We start from the raw sequence: 20,392 nt of genomic DNA, 5'->3' as shown, positions 1-20,392 counted from the left end.
ATTCTTGGTACAGTAGACAACTAAAGCGACGCAATCAGCGTCGCTTTTTGGTTGTTGAGAATGATTTAGAGTGATTCATTACTGACTAAGTATATCGACACTGATAATTGTCTGACGAATAAAACACTATGCCAGCTTTGTTAGCAAATGAAGAATCCCCCTTTTACCCTAGCGCAGTTATCGTCGATTTTAAGCTTGTTGCTCTTGTCTTCACCCTCTTTAGCTGAAGAACCAGAAAAAGCTCAAGTTGAAGAGTCACCCTTCACAGCGCAGACCAAACTTGGTTTTATCTACACCGAGAACACCAGTTCATCTCTATCTGTAAACTCAGCTTTGTACCTGAACTACCAGCAAGAGTCTTGGCTACATAAAGCATCGTTTGAAAGCTACTATACCGATGCAGACAATGCCGATGATGGTGCCAATCGTTATACCGTTAATACGGGCTCAACCTACGATTTTGCGGAAAAAACTTTTGTCCGCGGGGCTGCAAGATTCGAAAATGACCTGTACGGCACCTACCGAAAACAGTGGGTTTTAATGACTGGCCTCGGTGTATATTTGGTAAATAGTGACGTAGTCAAAACATCCATCTCTCTTGGTCCGGGTTACCGAATTACGCAGAGGCAACCGTTCGATTCCGAATATCCTGATCAAATGAATTACGAAGTGATTGCGTCATCTACTCTCGATAGCGCGATTGTTTTCTCGGAAAGGCTGTCTATGGGCGCAACCCTTGATGTGGCACACGGTGAAGAGAACACCCATTACAACACTAAGGCATACATTAAGAACACCTTGATGGCGAACCTGTCTCTAGTATTCGATGTTGAGTACATCTACAACACAACTGTTGCAGAAGACCAATCACCCGATGAAATTTACAGTACGATGAGTTTAAGCTATGAGTTTTAACGCAGACTTAAGCTCTCTACAAAAACAGCGCCACTAGGGGCGCTGCTCTCTCTTGTCTATATTTATGATTCCAAATGTAGAGCCACTTTCTTGCCGACTAATATTGAGCCTTTATCACCAATATCGATAAGATTCATTAAACCATCAAACGAACCTGGCCTAACGAACAGTTGCTCAATCACGCCTCCTTTTGCACCTTCTAGGTCAAGTGGGGTGTGCATATCATGCATGAACAAGATTCCGTCTGAATCCATGCTGTATTGCCCTTTACCTGAAAAACCAACTTGGCTTTGAGGTAACATAGCAAACACGCCATAGGTGTTGTTTTCATTCAATGTCAGTTCAAGCCTCATTGGTAAAGACGTAGAGAAGACAGTGGATGGCTCTTCAATATGAATGTGGGCCACCGTACTACTAGTAAAGTGCCTGTTAGGCTGATCACCCGTATTAAAGGCAATACCAACTCCAACCCCTAAACCAAGCACCGCTGCACCCAAGATCATTTCTTTATTCACAATTCACTGCCCCACTTTGGTTACTAAAGCTAACAGAGCGACCTTGCTCATCAAGCATTAAACTCAATTCGTCAAACTTATACACTGTTGGATTCTGGTAATAGATTCTTTCGCCATTGTTTGTTGGTTCATACCAGCATTGGCTATAGCTCTTGGTCACGTACTGACTAGAGGTCAGTAACTTTTCAACTAACGTCGCACCCAAGAAACCAATCACAATCGCAGCAGCAAAAATAAATGCGGTTTTATAACAGAATGACGAACCTAATTTTGGTGCAGAAAACTTTCCCTGCTGACTAGACTGCGGTGATTTCTTCTGTTCAGGTTCAGGAGAATCGTGCTTTACCGTCGCGACTTCAGAAATACACGATATCTTTTTCACCGTGCCGATAAACTCGTAGCCAACACCGCGCTCGGTGCGGATTATTTCACCAGAGCGATCTTCTAAGCCTCGACGGCAACTGGATATGGAGTGCAGTAAACTGCTGCTCTCTACCACGATACCACGTTTATGCCACACCTCTTCCATAAGCTCATGCTTGCTCAATACTTTTCCCTTATGAGAAAACATGTAGGTCAGCAATGAAATCTCATTGATGCCAATTGGGTGACGTATCTGGCTCTTAAGGCTTTGAATATATCCACCAGTATCGTCAAGTATGTGAGTTCCGTTGATTAACAGCATCGTCATTACCCCTCTGTTGCTAACTCAAAACGTTTCGACTTTTCAGTCACTCTGGCAAACGCAACATACGCCATTGGTACAATGAACAATGAAAAGAAAGTACCAACCGTTAAGCCGCCGACTAACACTAAACCGATGTTGGTGCGACCCAATGAGCCAGGACCATCCGCCAATGCCAGTGGCAATGAACCAATAATCATCGTTAGCGAAGTCATTAGAATCGGGCGCAAACGAGATTTAGAACTCATCAGAGCTGCCGTCATCGAACTGTAGCCTTCTTTACGCTTAATGTTGGCAAACTCCACTATCAGAATACCGTGCTTAGTGACTAAGCCTACCAAGGTCAGCAATCCAATCTTTGAATACAGATTCAAGCTATGGCCAAACACACTCAAAGTCAGTACTGCACCCACTAAACAAAGAGGTACTGTAATTAAGATAATCAGCGGATCGACAAAGCTTTCAAACTGAGCGGCCAGAATCAAGAAGATGAACACCAGCGCCAAACCAAATAGGAGCTGCATCCCCGCTTCAGATTCATTGAGCTCTTTAACCACACCGTTATATTCATAGTCTTGGCCCACTTTCAGCAGTTTTGGTAATTCAGCATCGACGAACGCCTGAAGATCGCTTGCACTGAATCCTGGCATTAGATCAGCGGTGATTTCTGCCGCATCCTTACCACCATAGGTCTTGATGTTAGACTCTGCAGTCACTGGCTCAATCGAAACAAACTGAGATAGTGGCAGTCTTTGACCCGACTCGGAGCTTACGTACAGCCTATCTAGAACCTTGAAATCACCTAACGCCTGACGGTTTACCTGTACTTGAATTGGGTAAGTAAAGCCATCTTCTGCTTGCAGATCTGCCGCTTTAACTGAGCCAAGGAATGTAGAAATAGCACTCGTGACATTTCCGTAGTTAACCCCAGACAGCACAATCGCATTACGATCAATGGAGAGGTCAAAACGTAACTGATCTCGATGTGTCGAGTTGTCAATATTCGAAAGACCTTCATAGCTTTCCAGCAGCTCCACCACCTTCTCTGCGGTATCAGACAGCGCATCTAGATCGCGGTTTACCGTGGTCAATTCAAGAACTAGATTGCTTGCTACATCTAGGTTATCCGCTGAGCGCACAGAGAATGAAGTCGAATAGGCTGAAACCGTTTCGCCCGCTTTAGCCATCATCTCTTCAATAATCTCATCAGCACTTTTGTCACGCTCCTCCCAGGATTTAAGTAGAACGTGGTTAGTTGGCGCAGACTCGATGTAAGCTAGGTTTGCTTCAATAGCATCACTACCTTTGAACACGTTGTTTATCTGCTCAGCATTTTCCAGATCATAGAGACGGCCTGCGCCCGCTGGACCATGTGACGTGACCTCAATAAAACCTGTATCTTCCGTTGGTAGAAGAACCTTTGGCATAAACCATACAGCAACACCTGACAAAACAATTAGAGCTGCCGTACCACCCAGCACCATACGCGGACGTTTGAACCAAGCATTAAGATACAGCATGTACTTTTCAGTCATCGCATCTAACTTAGTTTCAACCCACTGGAACCACTTGGGTGACGTTGTCACTGACTTTAGCATGTACGCGCTCATCATCGGAGATAGAGTCAGCGCGACAAATCCTGAGATAATCACAGATGCAGCAAGCGTATAGGCAAATTGCCTGAACAGGTCTGCGGTTAAGCCAGACATTAAACCAATTGGAAGATAAACGACCGCGAGCGTTAACGTCATTGCGATAACTGGAAAAACGATCTCTTTACAGCTCTTTAGTGCTGCTTGAAACGGAGATGAGCCCTCTTCAATATGACGGTAACAGTTTTCAACAACGACGATCGCATCATCCACAACCAACCCGATCGCCAGGATGATAGCGAGAATGGTCAATACATTAATGCTAAAGCCAAGCATTGCCATGACCGCAAACACACCAATCACACATACCGGAATAGTAATCAAAGGTATCGCAGCAACGCGCAGCGAGCCAAGGAACAACACGACAATTGCAGAAACCAACACTATGGCCTCAACTAACGTCATAAAACCTTGATCGATCGCTTCTTCGATAAAGTCAGCCTGATTGTAGACCATCTTCATCTCGATACCTTCCGGTACCTGCATCGTTTCCATTGCCGCTTTGACACGGTTAGCAACCGTCACTGGGTTTTCTGTTTTAAGCGGCAGCACCTGCAGAGACATCGCCATATCGCCATCGACGTTAAGCATACTTGGCTCAAGGCTTTCTTCACCCATTTGGATGTCAGCAATGTCGCTAACTCGAATGATTTTCCCATTGTCGACGCGCAATACAAGATCGCGCACATCTTCTATGGTAGTAACTTGATTTACCGGGTTAATCGAAAAGTCACGCACTTCGCCTTTAATTGTACCTGCGGTAAAGGTTGCGTTGTAAGTGCTCAGCGTTCCAACCACATCAGATGCACTGACATTCAGTGCCGCCATGCGCTCAGGCTGTAACCACACACGAATTGCACGACTCGACCCACCATATGGCCCCCACACTCCACCAACACCTAGAACATTCTTCAACTGTGGCGAGATTTGCTGATTGATGAAATCAAACATCTCCTGTTTGTCCATCGAGCCATTGTTGACAAACGTAATGATGTTACTGGGCATTGAAGTATCAGATGAGTCATCTGTTACTGTTGGTTTATCTGTCATCGCAGGTGGGAAGTCAGAGATACCATCCACCTTGCTACGCAGGTTGTTCATCAAACTCGCATATTCAACCTCACTAATGCCGTCTTCAAATTGAATTTTTAGTGAACAACTCCCCTCCTGACAGTCGGTTGTCATCGTTTTAATTTTGTCTAGCCCAGTTACGCCGGTAATGAGTTCTTCCGCTACGTTTTGCGACATAAACTCAGCGCTCGCACCAGTGATTGAAGCGTTCACCGTTGCAGAGGCTGTTTGGCGCTCAGGAAAATACTGAATAGCCAGTTTCTGATAAGAAACGATTCCAAGTAACACAATCGCGATACTCAGCACCGAAGCGAGGACAGGGTGCTTGATGCATATTTCAGGCAGCTTCATTCGTTACCTCCGGCGACTCGTCCGTTTTAGGCTCGACGATTTGAGTTGCTTCTTTGTTAGGAGCTTCAGCGACTGGTTTTGCTTGCTGTTCTTTTTGCTGAGGCTGAGCTGGTAAGGCTCTAGTGGGTAAAGTAACGGGAGACTTGGTTCGTTGAATAGCCACTTTGACGTCTTGATGTAAGTTTTGACGACCTGTAACCACGACATGCTCTCCGATGTTTAGTCCAGAAACAATCACAACGTAACCATCATTGGTATTCTGCCCAAGCTCTACCGAACGCTTGGTTGCCCTATTGTTTTCAACTACCCAAACAAATCGCTGATCACCTGACGTGTCAACTGCAGTTTGAGAAACCACCACATCATCTGACGAATCACCAAGATTTTGCGATACCTTGGCGAACATTCCAGGTACCAGTTTGTTATCACTGTTGTCTAAGTGTGCATGTACCTCGACTCGGCCTGAGTTTTCGTCAACCAATGGAGCAATGTAATCAACTGTGCCGGTAAACTCAGTTTCACCATAAGCATCCACTTTTACCGCAACTTGTTGACCAAGTTGCGCTGTGCCTACCTCTGCTTGAGAAATTGAGTAATGCACTTCAACCGGATCGAGTTTGATGAGGCTAACTAAAGCAGTTGCAGCCTCCACTCGGCTACCCACTGAGTGCGTAAAGTTAGTCAACTGACCATCAAAAGGGGCAACAAGCTGGTAGTTTTGTAGTTCTGTTTTCTTTTGTCTGAAATCAGCTTTGGCCAAACTCGCTTGCTGCTTTAACTCTTCGACATCTTGAGCAGACATAGAATCAGGTTGTTTCTTTAATAGCGCTATTACACGCGCCAGTTTTGACTCCGCAAGTGCCAAAGAGCTTTCTGCTTTGTCTAACTCAGCTTTCGCTTGCGAGTCATCAAGTTGAGCAATGAGCTCGCCTTTTTTAACAACATCGCCGTCATTGAAATTAAGTTGCTTTAGTTTTTCGCCTGCACTAAATGTTAATGCAGCGGAGTCTGTCGCTTTTAGTTTACCAACTTCTTCGATAGTAGAAGTCGTTACCTGTTGTTTCGCGATCTCGACAGTAACAGGGACACTTTCCATAGTTTCTGCAAAAGCAGTTGAACCAATAACAATGGTTCCAATACAGAAAATAGACAGGGATAAAGTCTTAGTATTTTTCATAGTGCGACTCTGATTGATGGAAGTTGTCGCTTGTTATACCTAAGATTTTCCTGACAAAGTTAGCGTTTTGTCAGCCAGATAATGATTAATCCTTAACGAAGCTTAATAAAAATCAAGTCATTGTTTTAAAAGGATTTGCATACAAAAAAGCCGCGACAACCTGAAATTGCCGCGGCGATTTAAAACTGATTAATGACTTTATTCTGCGCGCTTTGAAAACAAATATGAGTATCTTGGAGCGACTAGAATCATCCGTTCTTGCGAGTATGGAATTACTTTAAGCTCTTCTAATGAATGCATGCCACGCTGCGAAAACATCGTTTCCAGCAGCGAGACTTGTTGCGAAGAAGGTAAGACTTGCTCGGATGTGGTTGGCATCAGAGAAAGCCCGTAACGGGTAAAATGATATTCTCCCGCCGAGTTAAAGCCGACATCCCCCTCTGTCAAAAAAAACATTTCATATTGACCTGAACGTTTAAGACTAATCGCTGACTTCATCTTAATAAGATGGATATTGTCTTCCGATTTAACCAACAAACTGGTCTCACTTTGAAACGCTTGGGTGATAGTCGGTGAATTGACGCCCCCTGCTAAGGCACCAATGATCAAACCCGAAGCAATACTGCCAGCTAGAACTTTTCTATTCACAATCCACCTCCACATCAGATGGAATAAAGCTGATCGAGCGACCATCTTGATCAACCAATATGGTTTGATTTTCAGAAGTAAAGGCTCGGACATTATTCATAACCATTGGCTCATCTTTCCCCGGTTGAGGAATAACACAACCCACATATCTACTTTCCTGATAATCAGCCTCTACCCAAGGCGAACTAAACAACGTATAGGCCATAAATCCAATGGCAGCACTCAGTGTAAATGCGATTAAATAGACGGTATTGTTACGTTTGAGCTGTTTTGGCTCATCAGCGCTCGACTCGCGCTTAATGATTGGAGACTCTATCTCTTTCGGTTGGTAGCTTTCAACATGTCCATTAAACTGGTAGCCAACACCCCGAACGGTGGTAATAATCTCTCCGCTGCGGTCTTCGAGTGCTTTACGGCATGTCGATACTGTGTGTAATAGGCTGCTTTCTTCAACCACAACCCCTTTTTTGTACCAAACCTCATCAAGAAGCTGAGCTTTTGATAGCGGCTTGTTGGGGTGTTCAATCATAAACTGCAGCAAAGCGACTTCGTTACTGCCCAGCGCGACTTTGATACCACTGTCTCGCTCTTCTAGCGTCCCCGTTATAGCGTTGAGAATGTATTTATTGTTTATCAGCAACATAGATAATAATCTGATTTTTATATTATTCCCTTAACCATATCTTAAAAATCATAAAATGGAAGAGCCCAGCGTAATGCTGGGCTCTGAGTTGTTCAATTTAAATACCTAGTTTGTGTCTGAATAGACTCGTCGCATTCGAGAAAAACGTTGACCTCTAAAGCAAACTCTTACTCATCTCTAGGCAGCATTTTACTTGTAGGCAAGTTTTATATTTCTGATCGAGAGGTAGTTTCGCTCTTAATTACCAACACTCGACCATCGGTATAGTAGTCATGCTCGTTATCTAGAGTCGTTGGCGGATGATATGCCGCAAGATCTATCGATATATTCGTCGTCGTGCTCAACACTTGTTCCGCAAGCTTATCTCTTTCAAGATCTACATTTGGGTCAATACTATGAAGTATGGTGACAATCCCTGAATATGGCGTGAGTTGCAAACCATCATCATAACTAAGCGCCCCTACCCACAGATTTTCATTTGTACTTGAATCAAGGCCTGCTTGCCACCAACGAATGTGACTGCGCTTTAAAAGATTACCCGGCAACTGAAATGCCATTTCTTGTGGCACCCCATTCCAAAACAAATCTGAAACTGGTGGCGTGTTAGATTTCAGTAGATGAACATAGTCTGTTAACTCTAAATCATTTCTCGAGAAGGTTTTATTTTCAATCCAACCTAACTCTGCCATAAGATTACGAGGATTGTTGCCAACATACGCGACGTTGATAGCTTGGGCATCAAACACCGCTGACTTACCTGGATAGGCTTTTAAAAAAAGATCGTCAATTGTCAGCCGTGGTTTACTTGTTGTTTGTTCAGCCACATTTACTTTCGATGCAAAGTCATCCGAATAAAAAAAGAAATGGGCGTAATTAGCATAAAGAATGGCTGCAACCAAAAAAGCGGTGAATTTGGTAAACATCAAACGCCAACCGAGTTTCCTGCCGATAAGGTAGAAGCCAATACTTACCCCGAAAGCAACTAAGGTGGCCTTATGCTCAACAATAAATATTTTGATCTCGTTGAGTAAAGGGAATTTATCTATTCCGTATCCAAATAGATAACCCCAAGCGACAAATTGACCGACACCGAGAAGTAGCCCAATGGTCGAGTATAAACTAAATCGAACCCAAGTAATTTTTTGAGAGCCCGCAACAAAAGGGACAACCCAGGCAACGGGTCCAAGCAGTCTAGCGAACGCCAGTACATAGTTACCCTTTTTGGCCATCAGATGGCGACACCTAGCAATAGGGCGACGTGTTTTGGGCTGCCAGCGAATTAGTTTTTTCTGAGCGGGGATACCCATCTTTCTGCCGATAAAGTAGCTGACTTGATCACCGATAAAGCCTCCCAACAATACCGCGATAACGCCAGTTACAATCCCTTGTTGCAGTTGGTATCCCGCGGCGAGCAAGAACGGCTCGCCCGGGACAAACAAATTGGGGCCAATTAACGCATCTAGTAAAGCCCCGACGAATAAGCTGAATCCTTCAAACATACTCAATTACTCGTTTATTGCTGCTCTTTATAATGGCCGAATTTGTATTCCATCTCGTTGTTGCGCATTTCTCCAAAGAAAAGACGTCGAGCATTCGCTTTAAGGTAAGTCGCTCCCATTTTGAACACGCCTTCTTCATCGAGTCGTCTTGGGTCAAACCCAAAGGTCAGCGGCAAGAAGCGGAATCGCCATGTTTTGCTGGCACGTTTTACGTAGTCACAATCTTCACAAAGTACGATTTGCTCATCAAAACCATTTAGCTGTTCATGTACGCGCTTTGTCGAGAAAATACACGCCCCAACTGCGGTAGGAAAAACAAACTGTGTGATAAATAAGCCTAAGTTAAACAACCCATAGCCAAGCTTGTGTGCTAGAGGTAAGTCTTTCGCACCCATGTAAACACCCGCCACTTCTAGCTGTTTTTCTTCTAGCTGGCTAAGCGCATTAGCAAGAAAGTTTGGCGACAATTGAACATCAGCATCTAAGAACAACAAGCGCTCATGTTTAGCAAGCTGCGCTCCGGTATTACGGCCTAAGCTGACGCCTCTTTTTTCCATTTTATGAATGGTGAGTTCTGGTAATGATGCTTCGTAAGCCGCTGCGACTTCACGTGTTGCATCTTCACTGTTTGAATCAACGAGAATCACCTCAAACTCTTTATGAGTCTGCTTGCTTAGATCCTCCATCAATCGACCGATGCGCTTCTCTTCATTTAGTGTAATCACGACAATACTGACTGGTTTCATAGTATGTTCCTCTCTCAATAAGTAGCGTTTTTTGTTAACTTGAGATGCAGAATAACGGAGCGAGACTTAACCAGCGGTGAGGTTTCTATTCAGATTCGGTTCATACGATTTGAGCGTATTTTCGGCTTCTATTTTGAATGGGTTGAATCAATCTTAACCGATTGATTCTAATTGCCCTTAAAATCGTTGATCCAGATGATTTTGAGTTGCTAGGAAACCGATAGAGTGATAGTATCCGCGCTCGCTTGAAGAGTTACTACCAATTTCTCTTCAGCGTTTAGAACACTAACAAGGTCGCATTGTTAGTGTGATCATGAAAATCTTATATTTTTGAGAGTAATACTATGAAATTTGAAGCAGTAGTACGTACTGAACTAGGTAAAGGTGCGAGCCGCCGCCTACGTCACGCTGGTAAATTCCCTGCAGTTGTATACGGCGGTGAAGAAGCAGCAGTATCTATCGTTCTTAACCACGATGAAGTTATGAACCAAATGGACAAGCCTGAGTTCTACGAAGGTCTAGTTCTAGTGATCGACGGCGCTGAAGTTAAAGTTAAGCCACAAGACGTTCAACGTCACGCTTACAAGCCAAAAGTTGAGCACATGGACTTCATCCGCATCTAATTCCCTACCAAGGAATTAATTCGGATTAAATCCAGCCTTTTGCATATAAGATAATCGGCCTTACCATCCGAGAAGTCTAAAAATTCGAAACCCCGATGCTACCAACATCGGGGTTTCACCGTTTTTGAGCCTTCAAAAACGCTCTCAATTCTCTTCAACTTACTGAAACTTAGCCACTTTACCTGAACCCACTATAACCACATCAATTTTGGGTGGATTAAGTGTGGACGAATAGTGGACTTATACCGTAGTTTCTCTCTCAACTATCTTAGACCCATTTTCACCACGACTCAAATCACTGCCCTACCTCCCCTACTTTGTTCTTTAACTCTAGAACGTATCTGAAAGTGCCTCAAAGAGCCTCTCACAAGCTTCCGAGTAAATCCCACACAGTGTAGTGGTCAACTAAAATTGGCCACAGTTTTATAAGTTTCCAGTACTACTGCTCTAATCGTAAGTGACATCCAAGTACGATTCTGAATTATTAGTCAGTTCTTCTATAGCAGATCTTCTTGTTTCACTTGAATTTAATGACCATAGGCAGTGACCTAAGAACACCTCACAGCTCTTTGTGGGATAAACATCCCCTTCAGTGAAAAAAAATTCTTGTGCTATTGGTTCTATTTTAGGAACGAAATTTACATCAGTTATTTTCTTCCCAGGTTTACCGTAATAAATCCGAAAAAAGGCACTTGTCTTTTTATTGCTGTTGTCCTGTTCAATTTCGCTTCTACGGGCTTGAAGTAAAACGCCTTCACAAAGTTCAGTGTTCAAACTCCGAATCCAACATGAAAGTAAGGATATTTTTGATGTTAAATAAACACTATCGGGTATGTAGCTTCCACCAATTCGAGGGTTGATTTCAATTAGTTCCCAGCCTCGATTAGTTTTCTTGGCTTCCACATGAAAGCAACCTGTTTCAATTCCAATCGCATCAAACACAGACTCTATCCAGCCAGTAGCTTTCAATTGCTCAGTGATAGGCAGCGAAATAGGTGGCGAAATAAGAGCAGACTCCAACGTTGTATGCATTGCACTTCTCATTTCGACTTTCTCATGAATCGCAATGGTGCAAGTGTTTTTTTTATCAACAAACACTTCAAAGCTATATTCCGTGCCGTCTAAATAGTCTTCGATAATGAAGTCTAAGTTCCCAAAGCAATGATTATGTGCTTTGTCTAAAGAAATCTCACTTTTTAAACAGCTGATGCTGCCCCATGTTATGTCTTGAGTGACTTTAAAAGCTCCATATGAAGCTATGCCAAAACGGGGTTTTATATAGTACTCTGATACTGAAAGTTTTGCTTTCTCCAATATACCTTCGCTCAAAACATCACAATATACGTTTGACACACCAAGCTTTTGAAGCTTTTTCCTCAATCTATACTTATCTCTAAGCAAACGAACCACATCGACTGATATATCATTGGCTTTCAACATGCCGTTTATTTCAGCCATAATTTCTCGGTAACCTTCCCACACGGAAATACAACCAATCAACTTATACCCAGCTGAACTAAACGCCTTCAAACAGTCACTCACTTCTGCATAAGTGAGTGTATGGTTGGTCGAAAAATACGCTTCGTGGGCACGTTCCAGTAACTCTTTATCTAGGGCTTCATTACCAGTAGAAGAAGAAACTAGAAGTATGTTTACTCCTAGTTTCTTACATTCCTTGTCTATCTGATCAAATGAAGACCTTCCTCTATGAACGAGTACAACTAAACTCAACACTACAGTATTCCTTGAATGCATCGGTATCTAGCTAAATTCTGGAGTTATTAAGACATCCCCAAGCTGCTTCTTCATGCTATTTTTTACCGTCTTGCTTTCCACGAAATCGAGTAATGATTTTTGTGAGCTTGTCGGGCTCAAGAAGAACATTAGATGGCTATTCCAATACCATGACTTTCTTGCCAGTTTATACTCATACTCGTCTTCGAGTAATACCCCTTTTTCTACGCACCGAGCTAGAGACTCTAATACTTCTGGAGCGACCAACTTTAAATTGATATCACTTTTGGAAACATAACCAAAGTAAGGCAGTTGAGCTGAGATAGGTTTACTTTGCATCACTTTGTCATCAACTAGGCAGACCTCTCCATTTACACAATCCTTCTCTAAGTTGTTAATGTATTCGTTAATACTGACTGCATTTTGCACCAAAAAATTAGTAGTCAGGCTAAATGCTCCAGCACCAAAACCAATGATGTCCCCCTTGTGTGTTCCAAGTCCTGCTTTATGGTAATAGCACAAGTAGTCTCTGGTCATTCCGTTCTCTGAGTCGACTGTTATAGTATCATCACATCTCACATACCCGTGGCCAGTGCATGGTACATAACCTTGTAACTCCATTAACTGTCTTACATACACGCCGAAAAGAGTCAGCTCTTGTTCCGACTTTGCCTCCAATTTTTCTTTCGCATAATTATCTAATAGTTTTCTATTCGATGTTACGGAGGTGAGCGGATAGAAATCAATTAGACGAACACCCAGTGATGTCACCTCAAGAACATCCTTCGCTAGCTCTTCAAGCGACTGGCCATTCATACCAAATATCATGTCGACGCTGACATTATCGAAGTGACGATTCATCAGAGATATTGCGTCAAGTAACTGCTGTTTGGTTGCCGTAAGGTCAAATAGCTTGCGATATTTAGGGCTTAGTGTTTGCCCTCCAATGTGGATATGCGTAACCCCGATTTCTTTTAATGCGATCAGTTTCTCCTCAGTAACGGACTTAGCGTTATTTTCAAAAGACCACTCCTTTAACTCAGATAAGTCAAGGTTTGTCCTCAAAGCATGGCCGATCCGTCTAATTTGATCAGGAGATAAGACTGAAGGAGTGCCCCCTCCTATCCAGATTGATTCAACAGGCACGTTTCTTATTGAATCTATTTTGGATTTAATTTCAATTTCCTTAATTATCGCACTTACATATTTATCAATTGTCGATGATGAGCAATTTATTTTCCTATTGATAGTGCAAAACGCACAAATATTGTCGGTACAAAAAGGTATGTGGAGATATATCGCGCGATTTTCTATATCAGAAATAGTTAGCTCACTGAAAGGTGCAATGGTGTCTCCATTATATTTATCAGTAACCTCTTCGCCATCAACAGGTTGATACCAAGCATGAATAGGCATTGCTTTGTCAAAAATGAGAAAGTTGTGGTCTTTTAAGTGCATTTTTTAATACTCGAATTATTACAAAATTAACGTTTACAGCTCTACATACCCTTGTAAGCCACACCTTCATGTAGTTTTTTGCATGTGCTTTTTAGTTTTGATGCCAATAAACGTTCATTCGAAGCTGAGGCAATAAACGAAGCAATACTATCCACAGAAGATTGAGCTCCTTGGTATTGCTTTCCAACTTCTGTATGTATTCTACAGGTCACGCCTTCATCAAAATCTTGCACTTCTAGAGAAGTAATTTCACCTTTTTGAGGGGGAATCAGCCCCCAACCATAAAGCTGCTCTGATTTCACTACATTATTGCTATAATCTAGGCCCAATTGCAGCCTCAGCCACCAATGTGCGAGGTTCACATTGTGTGACATTACAATGGTTTCGTTGACACCAGCTCCACCAATACGGCTTGCAATCTCACAGAAAACAAGACCTTTTTCAGTGTTAAAAACTTCCAAATGAAACCCTGAGCTTTCAGGAAAAGGGAAGGCATCAACGATTTTGTTCGTGAAATCTAACGCTTCTTTATACAACTGAGATTCATTAGACAGTTGTATGCTGCAGAGTGGTTGAGAGACTTGAAAATCTAAGCAACTCCCTAGATACTTAGATATTGATATCACTGCAATGCTCCCATTCCGAACAATCCCATCAATATGTAGCATGTCCCCTTCGATGAATTGCTCGACCAAGCAGTCATCAAAGTTAAGTGCATCAAGCTTTTGATCAAGCTCTGATTGAGATGCCACAACAAATGTGTCTACAGAACCTAGGCCGCTGGAAGGTTTAAATACTACTGGGAAACTATTAGATTCAAGAAAATTAGCAATGTCTCGCTTAGACTTAACTATGCTGTATGCTGCACAGGCTATATCATTAGCAGAAGCTATATCTTTCATGATGTTTTTTTGTCGAAAAGCAATTGCGCTTTCTATATTCTGACCGGATAGCCCCAATACGTTCCTGATTTTAGAAGCTCTAACGATATCGATTTCAGAAATAATACCAACTGCTTCAATTGGGTACTTTCTACCTAAATCAATGGCTACCTTTTCAACCTCATCATTATTGTCATAGTCATCAAAGTAAAAGCTCAATCCAAAATCATCATATTGGCCTTGATGAGATGTTGAGGCTAAAACGATTGTGTCTTGTTTAACATCATCAAGCCACTCTTTATAGGCCGTTACTGTACTTGGGTTTCTCGTTAAAACTAAATACTTCATAATTGTCCTGGATTAATTTGTACTGAGTTATGAACTAAGCAGATATCTTCACATAGCTGATGCAACGATTTATTCGCCAATGAAGTTACAAATGCAGAGCTGTTTAACGTCGATATTGGGCGAACAAGATCACCAACTTGTAGGCTCTGCTCATGTTCAACGTATGAAGGCGTATCAATCAGGTTTTCGATACCGTCGATTGATTCAATTACAACTGCATCTTTGAGATCTGGGTGGTAAACAATAGCCAAGTTCGAGGTAAACTCGTACTCTGGGGAAATGTCGCTACCTAGATAAACGTCCACGATATCACTAACAATACAGCGCTCAGAATAACGTTCCCATAAATGTGGAATCTTAGTGCCTGGTAGCCTAGCGCCAAGTTCAATTAACTGACAACGGCCATTATTTAGTTTTAGTTCCAGGTGAGCTATACCGACCTTGTGACCAAGTACCGAGCACACTGTCTTGCAGTAGGCTTCAATATCACGAGTTAGTGTTTCATCAAAAACCACGGTTTTCATATTGTAGAGGATGTTATTACAAACACCGTTATTACCCTTGGTATATTCCCAAATATCGATGATTTTAAAGGTATGCTCGGAAACAATAACGTTAACTGCAATTTCATCGCCCTCTAAATAGTCCTCAGCCAAAGCATAGCTTGTAGGCTTACCAAACAAATTTAAGTTGGATACGATAGAATCAAAGGCGAACTTAATCTCGCTTTCTGAGCCGCAGATATAAACCTGCTCTTGTCCAGCTCCTTCAGGAGTTTTCAAAACTATTTTTTGTTTTCCACTCTGAAACTGTAATGCATCAACTAGCGAATGGCACTTTTTAACAGACATTGAGAGCAAACCAGCATCGATTAATGCCTCTCTCATTGTAAGCTTGTTGCGCCTAAGGTCACTGGTTAACGGGTCATTGCCCAGTAGACCTAATTCCTTCGAAAGTTGATCTGCCAAGTGTATACTTGGCTCTGTACAAGGAATAACAGCAATGACTTGTTTTTTGGAAGATTTTATATGATCTAAAACCTCAGCTTTGTCGTCAATGTATAGGGCTTCGCAGTTCGGGGTTGACTTCAGTATTTCTTTTGCCTCTGATGATATATATGAATCACCGAATTTTTTACTATGAAGGCAAAACACGTAATAGCCCTTATTCAAAGCAGAAAATATGTATTTTTCTCCGCCTCGGATTGGGTATATGAGCAGGATCGCTTTATCTACCACATCACTACCCTCTAGTTATAGAACTAATATTGGTATGACTCGCGGATAGCCCTTTTTCCAAAGTTTTGATCACTTCTTCAGGATTGCAGGAACCACAGGTGAAAGCATCGACAAACATCGAACCTTTCTCTGGATAAGTATGTATTGATGCGTGGGATTCAGATAGCAAAGCCAGTAAAGTGACACCAGAAGGTTCGAACTTTTTCGACTGAATACTGCACAGTGTGGCCCCAGATGATTTAATGCCTTCAATTAACAAGTTCTCTAGATAACTCGTGTCATTTAGTTTTGAGCTTTCAATACCATACAGCTCACCAAAAGCATGCTTGCCTTTAAAGTCATGGACTGAATCATTTACGTTGAACGTCATACTGGTACCTTTAATTGTTTTTTAGTCTCTTTAATGCAAGTCATATAAATTATTCCAGTAACGATGCTCATCAGACTTGAGTAAACGAATAAATCAGAAACATTGAGGTGATCGATCACTAATCCACCTAACACAGGACCGAAAAAAAAGCCCAGCTGCCTAATTTCAGCTATACCAAAATAAGAGGCCTTGTTCCCTTCGGGTGATACCCTGCTAATCAATATCTCACTTGCTGGTAAACACAAAACCTCACCAGCAGTAAAGAAGGCTGTAGCGACAAACAAAATGGTGACAGAGTTTGAACCTACACTGAATATTGCGAATGAGACGCTAAACAGCACACATCCGATAACTGCCAATCTTTCTTGAGAAAGGAACGATGAAATCTTATTGGCAGGGAATTGGAGGACAATCGCAAAGATTGCATTAAATATAAGTAATGCAGGGAACACCTCCAGCGCTGTCGCGCTATCAATCTCTTTCGATATAGCAAGTGGCAGTATCATTTCGAAAAGAGAAAAAACTAAAAAGATCAGTGTTCCTGCAAGTATCAATACAGAAAGAGATTTACCTGCTTTTCGGTTTGCTTGTTTTTCTTCAGCGTGATCTTCTTGAGTCGAATCAACTTTGGTAACGACACCAAATAATCGATGAAACGACAGTAAGCACAGAGTCAATAGTAATGAAGTGGATGTACAATAGAACACTAACGCCATATTGGCTTTCGCTACCATTACTCCTATTGCTGGGCCAACAATAACCCCAATGCAAATACCTATATACCTGTATCGAAAAGCAGCATCTAGACCTATCTCATCAGAGTTAAAGCTCAGAAGAGTCTTCATGGCTGGGTCAATAAGGGCTCTCGCTATACCTATGGTTATGGAAATAAGTACGAGTAATACCATATTTTCCACAAACGTGTAGAGGGGGTAAGCTAGAGAAGCGACGGCTAATCCCAATATAACACTTAGAATCGCACCAAACCTGTCTGCAAATATACCACCCAAAAAACCTAGCAATGATGATGTAATTGGAATAGCACCAACAATTAACCCAATCTCAGTAGCACTTAAAGTGCCACCTTTATTTAGGTAAAGAACTAGAAAAGGTAATGTCATGTATATGGCGATGCAAGTAATTAGGTTGCAAGTTAGAATATATAATGTGTTTTTTGAAGCTTTAAATAAATTCATGCTATACTGCCTCAAATACATCTACAACTTCTAATTTACCCATTAAATCCGATACTCTTTTATTAGAATACTTTGACTCTACCATTGATAAAAGAGCTTTTTTATCACTCTCGGGACTTAAATAAAACATCAAGTGACTGTGCCAATACCAAGCCTTTTTTGATAATAAATAAATATCATCTTGCTCAATAATTAAGCCATGTTTAAGACAGTTCTCGAATGCAGCCTTGGTTTCATCTGATACACTATCTAAGTCCATCAAGTCTTTTTCTAGATAACCAAAATATGGAAGATGTGCACACACCGCTTTACTTTTTATTACACTAGGTTCAAGAGTAGATATAGTGGCCGTGTATTGGTCATTCTCAATACCTCGAACGTATGCGCTTATACTACCTTCGTTTTCTATCAAATAATTATTAGTAAAAGAACATGCACTCGCTCCGAAGCCAATAATGTCACCATTCTCTGTACCCATGACGGCTTTGTGATAGTAAAATGTATAGTCACTGGTGGTGGGATTGCCGTTCAACTCGATTCCAACATCTTTTCTTACATAGCCATGGCCATTATGAGGAATATACCCTTGGAGCTCCATTACTGAACGGACGAAAACATTCAATAATACTAACTCTTGTTCTGACTTAGGCTTAAGTCCTAAAGCTTTATAGTTATTTAGTAACTTTCGATTAGAAGTGACTGATGTTAGAGGATAAAAGTCAATCAACTTAACACCCAAACTAGTTACCGCAAAAATGTCTTTAGCTAGCTCATCAAGAGTTTGACCATTCATTCCGTAGATCATATCAACACTAACATTATCGAAATGCTTATTCATTTTTCTAATTGCTGTAAATAACTGTTCTTTTGTTGCAGTTAAATCAAAAAGATCTCGATACTTTGGATTTAATGATTGTCCACCGATCCTTACATGAGTAACACCAATCTCTTTCAATGCCTGAAGTTTCTCTTCTGTAACTGATTTTGCATTATTCTCAAAGGACCATTCTTTTAAATTTGACAAGTTAAATGAATCTCGAATACAAAGGCCAATTTTCTTTATTTGATCAACACTTAAAACAGATGGTGTACCCCCACCAAAAAATATTGATTCAACCTGAATTTTTCCGACACTTTCAATTTTTGACTTAACTTTTATCTCTTTAATTAACGCATTTACATATCTATCAATTTCACTATCCGAACAATTTATTTTCCTATTTAACGTACAGAAAGAGCATATGTTGTCTTCGCAGAATGGAATGTGAAAATACAGGCCTCTATGCTTTATATTGTCAACACTTACACTATTGAATGCTTTTCGCATGTCATAATTATAGTCCTCAGATACATCCTCTCCTTCAAAAGGTGAGTACCACGTATGAATTGGCATTGCTTTATCGAAGAAGAAAAAATCGTGTTCCTTTATATTCATCCCTGTCCCTATTTAGTATTTTTAAATAACCATTATTTGAAAGTGGTTTATTTTTTACATTGAACTTACAATTAAGTCAACAGTTTGAATTATAAAAATAAAACACGTAAAAGTTGCATTACAAATATATGGATTGCATTTATTAATGAAAAAGAGTTGGTAGGATGAATGTCAAGTATTAAAAACTATATCTCTATAGAAATAATTATGCATTTTACTTTCTTTTTTATCATTTAAATACATGCAATGAAAATTGCAATATTAGATTTCGCAACGCATGGCTAAGGCTTTGTTGCGTAATTCGACGGAACTAAATCAGGAACTTACGACCTGATCGGCTACGTCAATTAATTAACCTGAGATCGGTTTAAGCCATTGCCATCAGCCCCGACTTTTCGGTGTTCGTAATGTTTAGTGATGGCTTTTCTGGTTTTAGGCAATACGCAATGAGCCCCCCAGTAAGTTCAGCATAAAGCCATATAAGGGCTTTGTTGCGCTATTCGGACAGAAAACCGAACGACCCGAAATTGAACAGATCTTAAACAGTATACTGAGTTTCAGGCATACCAAGCCCTGTAAGCTTGTTCAGCGCTTTGATCATAGCGTAAGTCTCGCCAACTTGAGCGTTGTAGTTCCTCAGGCTTAATTTTCCACCTAACAACTGCTTCACTCGATACATTGCTGTCTCTGATAGCGAGCGCTTATGATAACCATACCGCTTTTTCCATTCCTTGTTAGAACCGTAGAGCTTCTGACAACCTACCGCCAAGTTGCGAGGATGTCCTCGTTCCCAGAAGGCTGCTCCTTCTCGTGGCGGAATGAGCGGAACAGCTTGCTTGACTCGTATAGCATCATGGCAATTTCTAGTGTCATAAGCACCATCACCTGATACTTCAATGATTTTACTACGTGTCTGCTTAAGTAGGTTGGGGAGTACTTCGGCATCGGATATGTTAGATAAACTCAGCTCTGCTGCGACTATTTCGTGCATGCTTGTATCTACTGCGATATGCAGTTTACGCCAGACTCTGCGCTTCCCGTCAGTACCATGCTTCTTGACTTTCCACTCACCTTCGCCATAAACCTTGAGGCCAGTGGAATCAATGGCCAGGTGTTGTATTGCTCCTCGAGTTTTGAGGTTAAATGAAACCTTGTAGTGGTCAACTAAAATTGGCCACGGTTTTGTAAGTTTTCCAGTAAAGCCTTT

General features: G+C 41.5%; 18 protein-coding genes and 1 pseudogene. 2 read left to right on the top strand and 17 right to left on the bottom strand.

The annotated features are described in order from the left end of the window. The first annotated feature begins 147 nt into the window (after positions 1 to 147). Positions 148 to 915: a DUF481 domain-containing protein gene (locus APB76_RS00130; protein ID WP_054963420.1), complete on the top strand. Its 768-nt coding sequence runs from the start codon at positions 148 to 150 to the stop codon at positions 913 to 915. Positions 916 to 977: 62 nt separating this feature from the next. On the opposite strand, the gene APB76_RS00125 is transcribed toward APB76_RS00130, so the two are convergent. The 8 genes from APB76_RS00125 to APB76_RS00090 form a co-directional block, all read right to left on the bottom strand. Beyond that, a complete protein-coding gene (locus APB76_RS00125; protein WP_054963419.1) occupies positions 978 to 1,430 on the bottom strand; it encodes a hypothetical protein in 453 nt (150 codons plus the stop codon). Further along, positions 1,423 to 2,121, bottom strand: a complete 699-nt coding sequence (locus APB76_RS00120; protein WP_237767867.1) for a winged helix-turn-helix domain-containing protein — start codon at positions 2,119 to 2,121, stop codon at positions 1,423 to 1,425. Before APB76_RS00120 ends, APB76_RS00125 begins: the two co-directional genes overlap by 8 nt. Beyond that, positions 2,121 to 5,189: an efflux RND transporter permease subunit gene (locus APB76_RS00115; protein ID WP_054963418.1), complete on the bottom strand. Its 3,069-nt coding sequence runs from the start codon at positions 5,187 to 5,189 to the stop codon at positions 2,121 to 2,123. The genes APB76_RS00120 and APB76_RS00115 overlap by 1 nt, the downstream gene beginning before the upstream one ends. Further along, positions 5,176 to 6,366, bottom strand: coding sequence for an efflux RND transporter periplasmic adaptor subunit (locus tag APB76_RS00110; RefSeq protein WP_054963417.1), 1,191 nt, complete (start codon positions 6,364 to 6,366; stop codon positions 5,176 to 5,178). The genes APB76_RS00115 and APB76_RS00110 overlap by 14 nt, the downstream gene beginning before the upstream one ends. A 198-nt stretch (positions 6,367 to 6,564) precedes the next feature. Further along, positions 6,565 to 7,014: a hypothetical protein gene (locus APB76_RS00105; protein ID WP_049842960.1), complete on the bottom strand. Its 450-nt coding sequence runs from the start codon at positions 7,012 to 7,014 to the stop codon at positions 6,565 to 6,567. Further along, positions 7,007 to 7,657, bottom strand: a complete 651-nt coding sequence (locus APB76_RS00100) for a winged helix-turn-helix domain-containing protein (protein ID WP_054963416.1) — start codon at positions 7,655 to 7,657, stop codon at positions 7,007 to 7,009. Before APB76_RS00100 ends, APB76_RS00105 begins: the two co-directional genes overlap by 8 nt. 206 nt (positions 7,658 to 7,863) lie before the next feature. After that, a complete protein-coding gene (locus APB76_RS00095) occupies positions 7,864 to 9,156 on the bottom strand; it encodes an LssY C-terminal domain-containing protein (RefSeq protein WP_054963415.1) in 1,293 nt (430 codons plus the stop codon). A gap of 14 nt (positions 9,157 to 9,170) precedes the next feature. Beyond that, entirely contained in the window at positions 9,171 to 9,902 is a 732-nt protein-coding gene (locus tag APB76_RS00090; protein ID WP_049842963.1) for a glycosyltransferase family 2 protein, read from the bottom strand. 344 nt (positions 9,903 to 10,246) lie between these two features. On the opposite strand from APB76_RS00090, the gene rplY reads away from it, so the two are divergent. Next, positions 10,247 to 10,525 (top strand): 50S ribosomal protein L25, encoded by a 279-nt coding sequence (gene rplY / locus APB76_RS00085; protein ID WP_049842964.1) that lies wholly within the window; start codon positions 10,247 to 10,249, stop codon positions 10,523 to 10,525. Between the two features lie 447 nt (positions 10,526 to 10,972). On the opposite strand, the gene APB76_RS00080 is transcribed toward rplY, so the two are convergent. From APB76_RS00080 to APB76_RS00045, 9 genes and pseudogenes are all read right to left on the bottom strand, one after another. After that, entirely contained in the window at positions 10,973 to 12,259 is a 1,287-nt protein-coding gene (locus APB76_RS00080; RefSeq protein ID WP_054963414.1) for an ATP-grasp domain-containing protein, read from the bottom strand. 27 nt (positions 12,260 to 12,286) lie between these two features. Next, positions 12,287 to 13,717 carry a radical SAM protein gene (locus APB76_RS00075; RefSeq protein WP_054963413.1) on the bottom strand — a complete coding sequence of 477 codons (1,431 nt, stop codon included), beginning with the start codon at positions 13,715 to 13,717 and terminating at the stop codon, positions 12,287 to 12,289. Between the two features lie 41 nt (positions 13,718 to 13,758). Further along, on the bottom strand, positions 13,759 to 14,946 hold the full coding sequence (locus APB76_RS00070; RefSeq protein ID WP_054963412.1) for an ATP-grasp domain-containing protein: 1,188 nt from the start codon (positions 14,944 to 14,946) through the stop codon (positions 13,759 to 13,761). Beyond that, positions 14,943 to 15,914, bottom strand: a complete 972-nt coding sequence (locus APB76_RS00065; RefSeq protein ID WP_157633165.1) for an ATP-grasp domain-containing protein — start codon at positions 15,912 to 15,914, stop codon at positions 14,943 to 14,945. Before APB76_RS00065 ends, APB76_RS00070 begins: the two co-directional genes overlap by 4 nt. A gap of 274 nt (positions 15,915 to 16,188) precedes the next feature. Continuing rightward, positions 16,189 to 16,554: an adenosylmethionine decarboxylase gene (speD, locus tag APB76_RS00060; protein WP_054963410.1), complete on the bottom strand. Its 366-nt coding sequence runs from the start codon at positions 16,552 to 16,554 to the stop codon at positions 16,189 to 16,191. Beyond that, positions 16,551 to 17,750, bottom strand: a complete 1,200-nt coding sequence (locus APB76_RS00055) for an MFS transporter (RefSeq protein WP_167350308.1) — start codon at positions 17,748 to 17,750, stop codon at positions 16,551 to 16,553. The genes speD and APB76_RS00055 overlap by 4 nt, the downstream gene beginning before the upstream one ends. Before the next feature lies 1 nt (position 17,751). Then, on the bottom strand, positions 17,752 to 19,185 hold the full coding sequence (locus APB76_RS00050; protein ID WP_054963408.1) for a radical SAM protein: 1,434 nt from the start codon (positions 19,183 to 19,185) through the stop codon (positions 17,752 to 17,754). Positions 19,186 to 19,552: 367 nt separating this feature from the next. After that, positions 19,553 to 19,668: pseudogene (locus APB76_RS23545) on the bottom strand (IS982 family transposase); the annotation flags it as partial. A 55-nt stretch (positions 19,669 to 19,723) separates the two neighbouring features. Next, positions 19,724 to 20,392: IS5 family transposase (locus APB76_RS00045; protein WP_064429675.1), on the bottom strand; the 669-nt coding region annotated here is incomplete at its 5' end.

This window comes from Vibrio bivalvicida (assembly GCF_001399455.2).
Lineage (GTDB): Bacteria > Pseudomonadota > Gammaproteobacteria > Enterobacterales > Vibrionaceae > Vibrio > Vibrio bivalvicida.
This window is presented reverse-complemented; position numbering and strand designations above follow the sequence as displayed.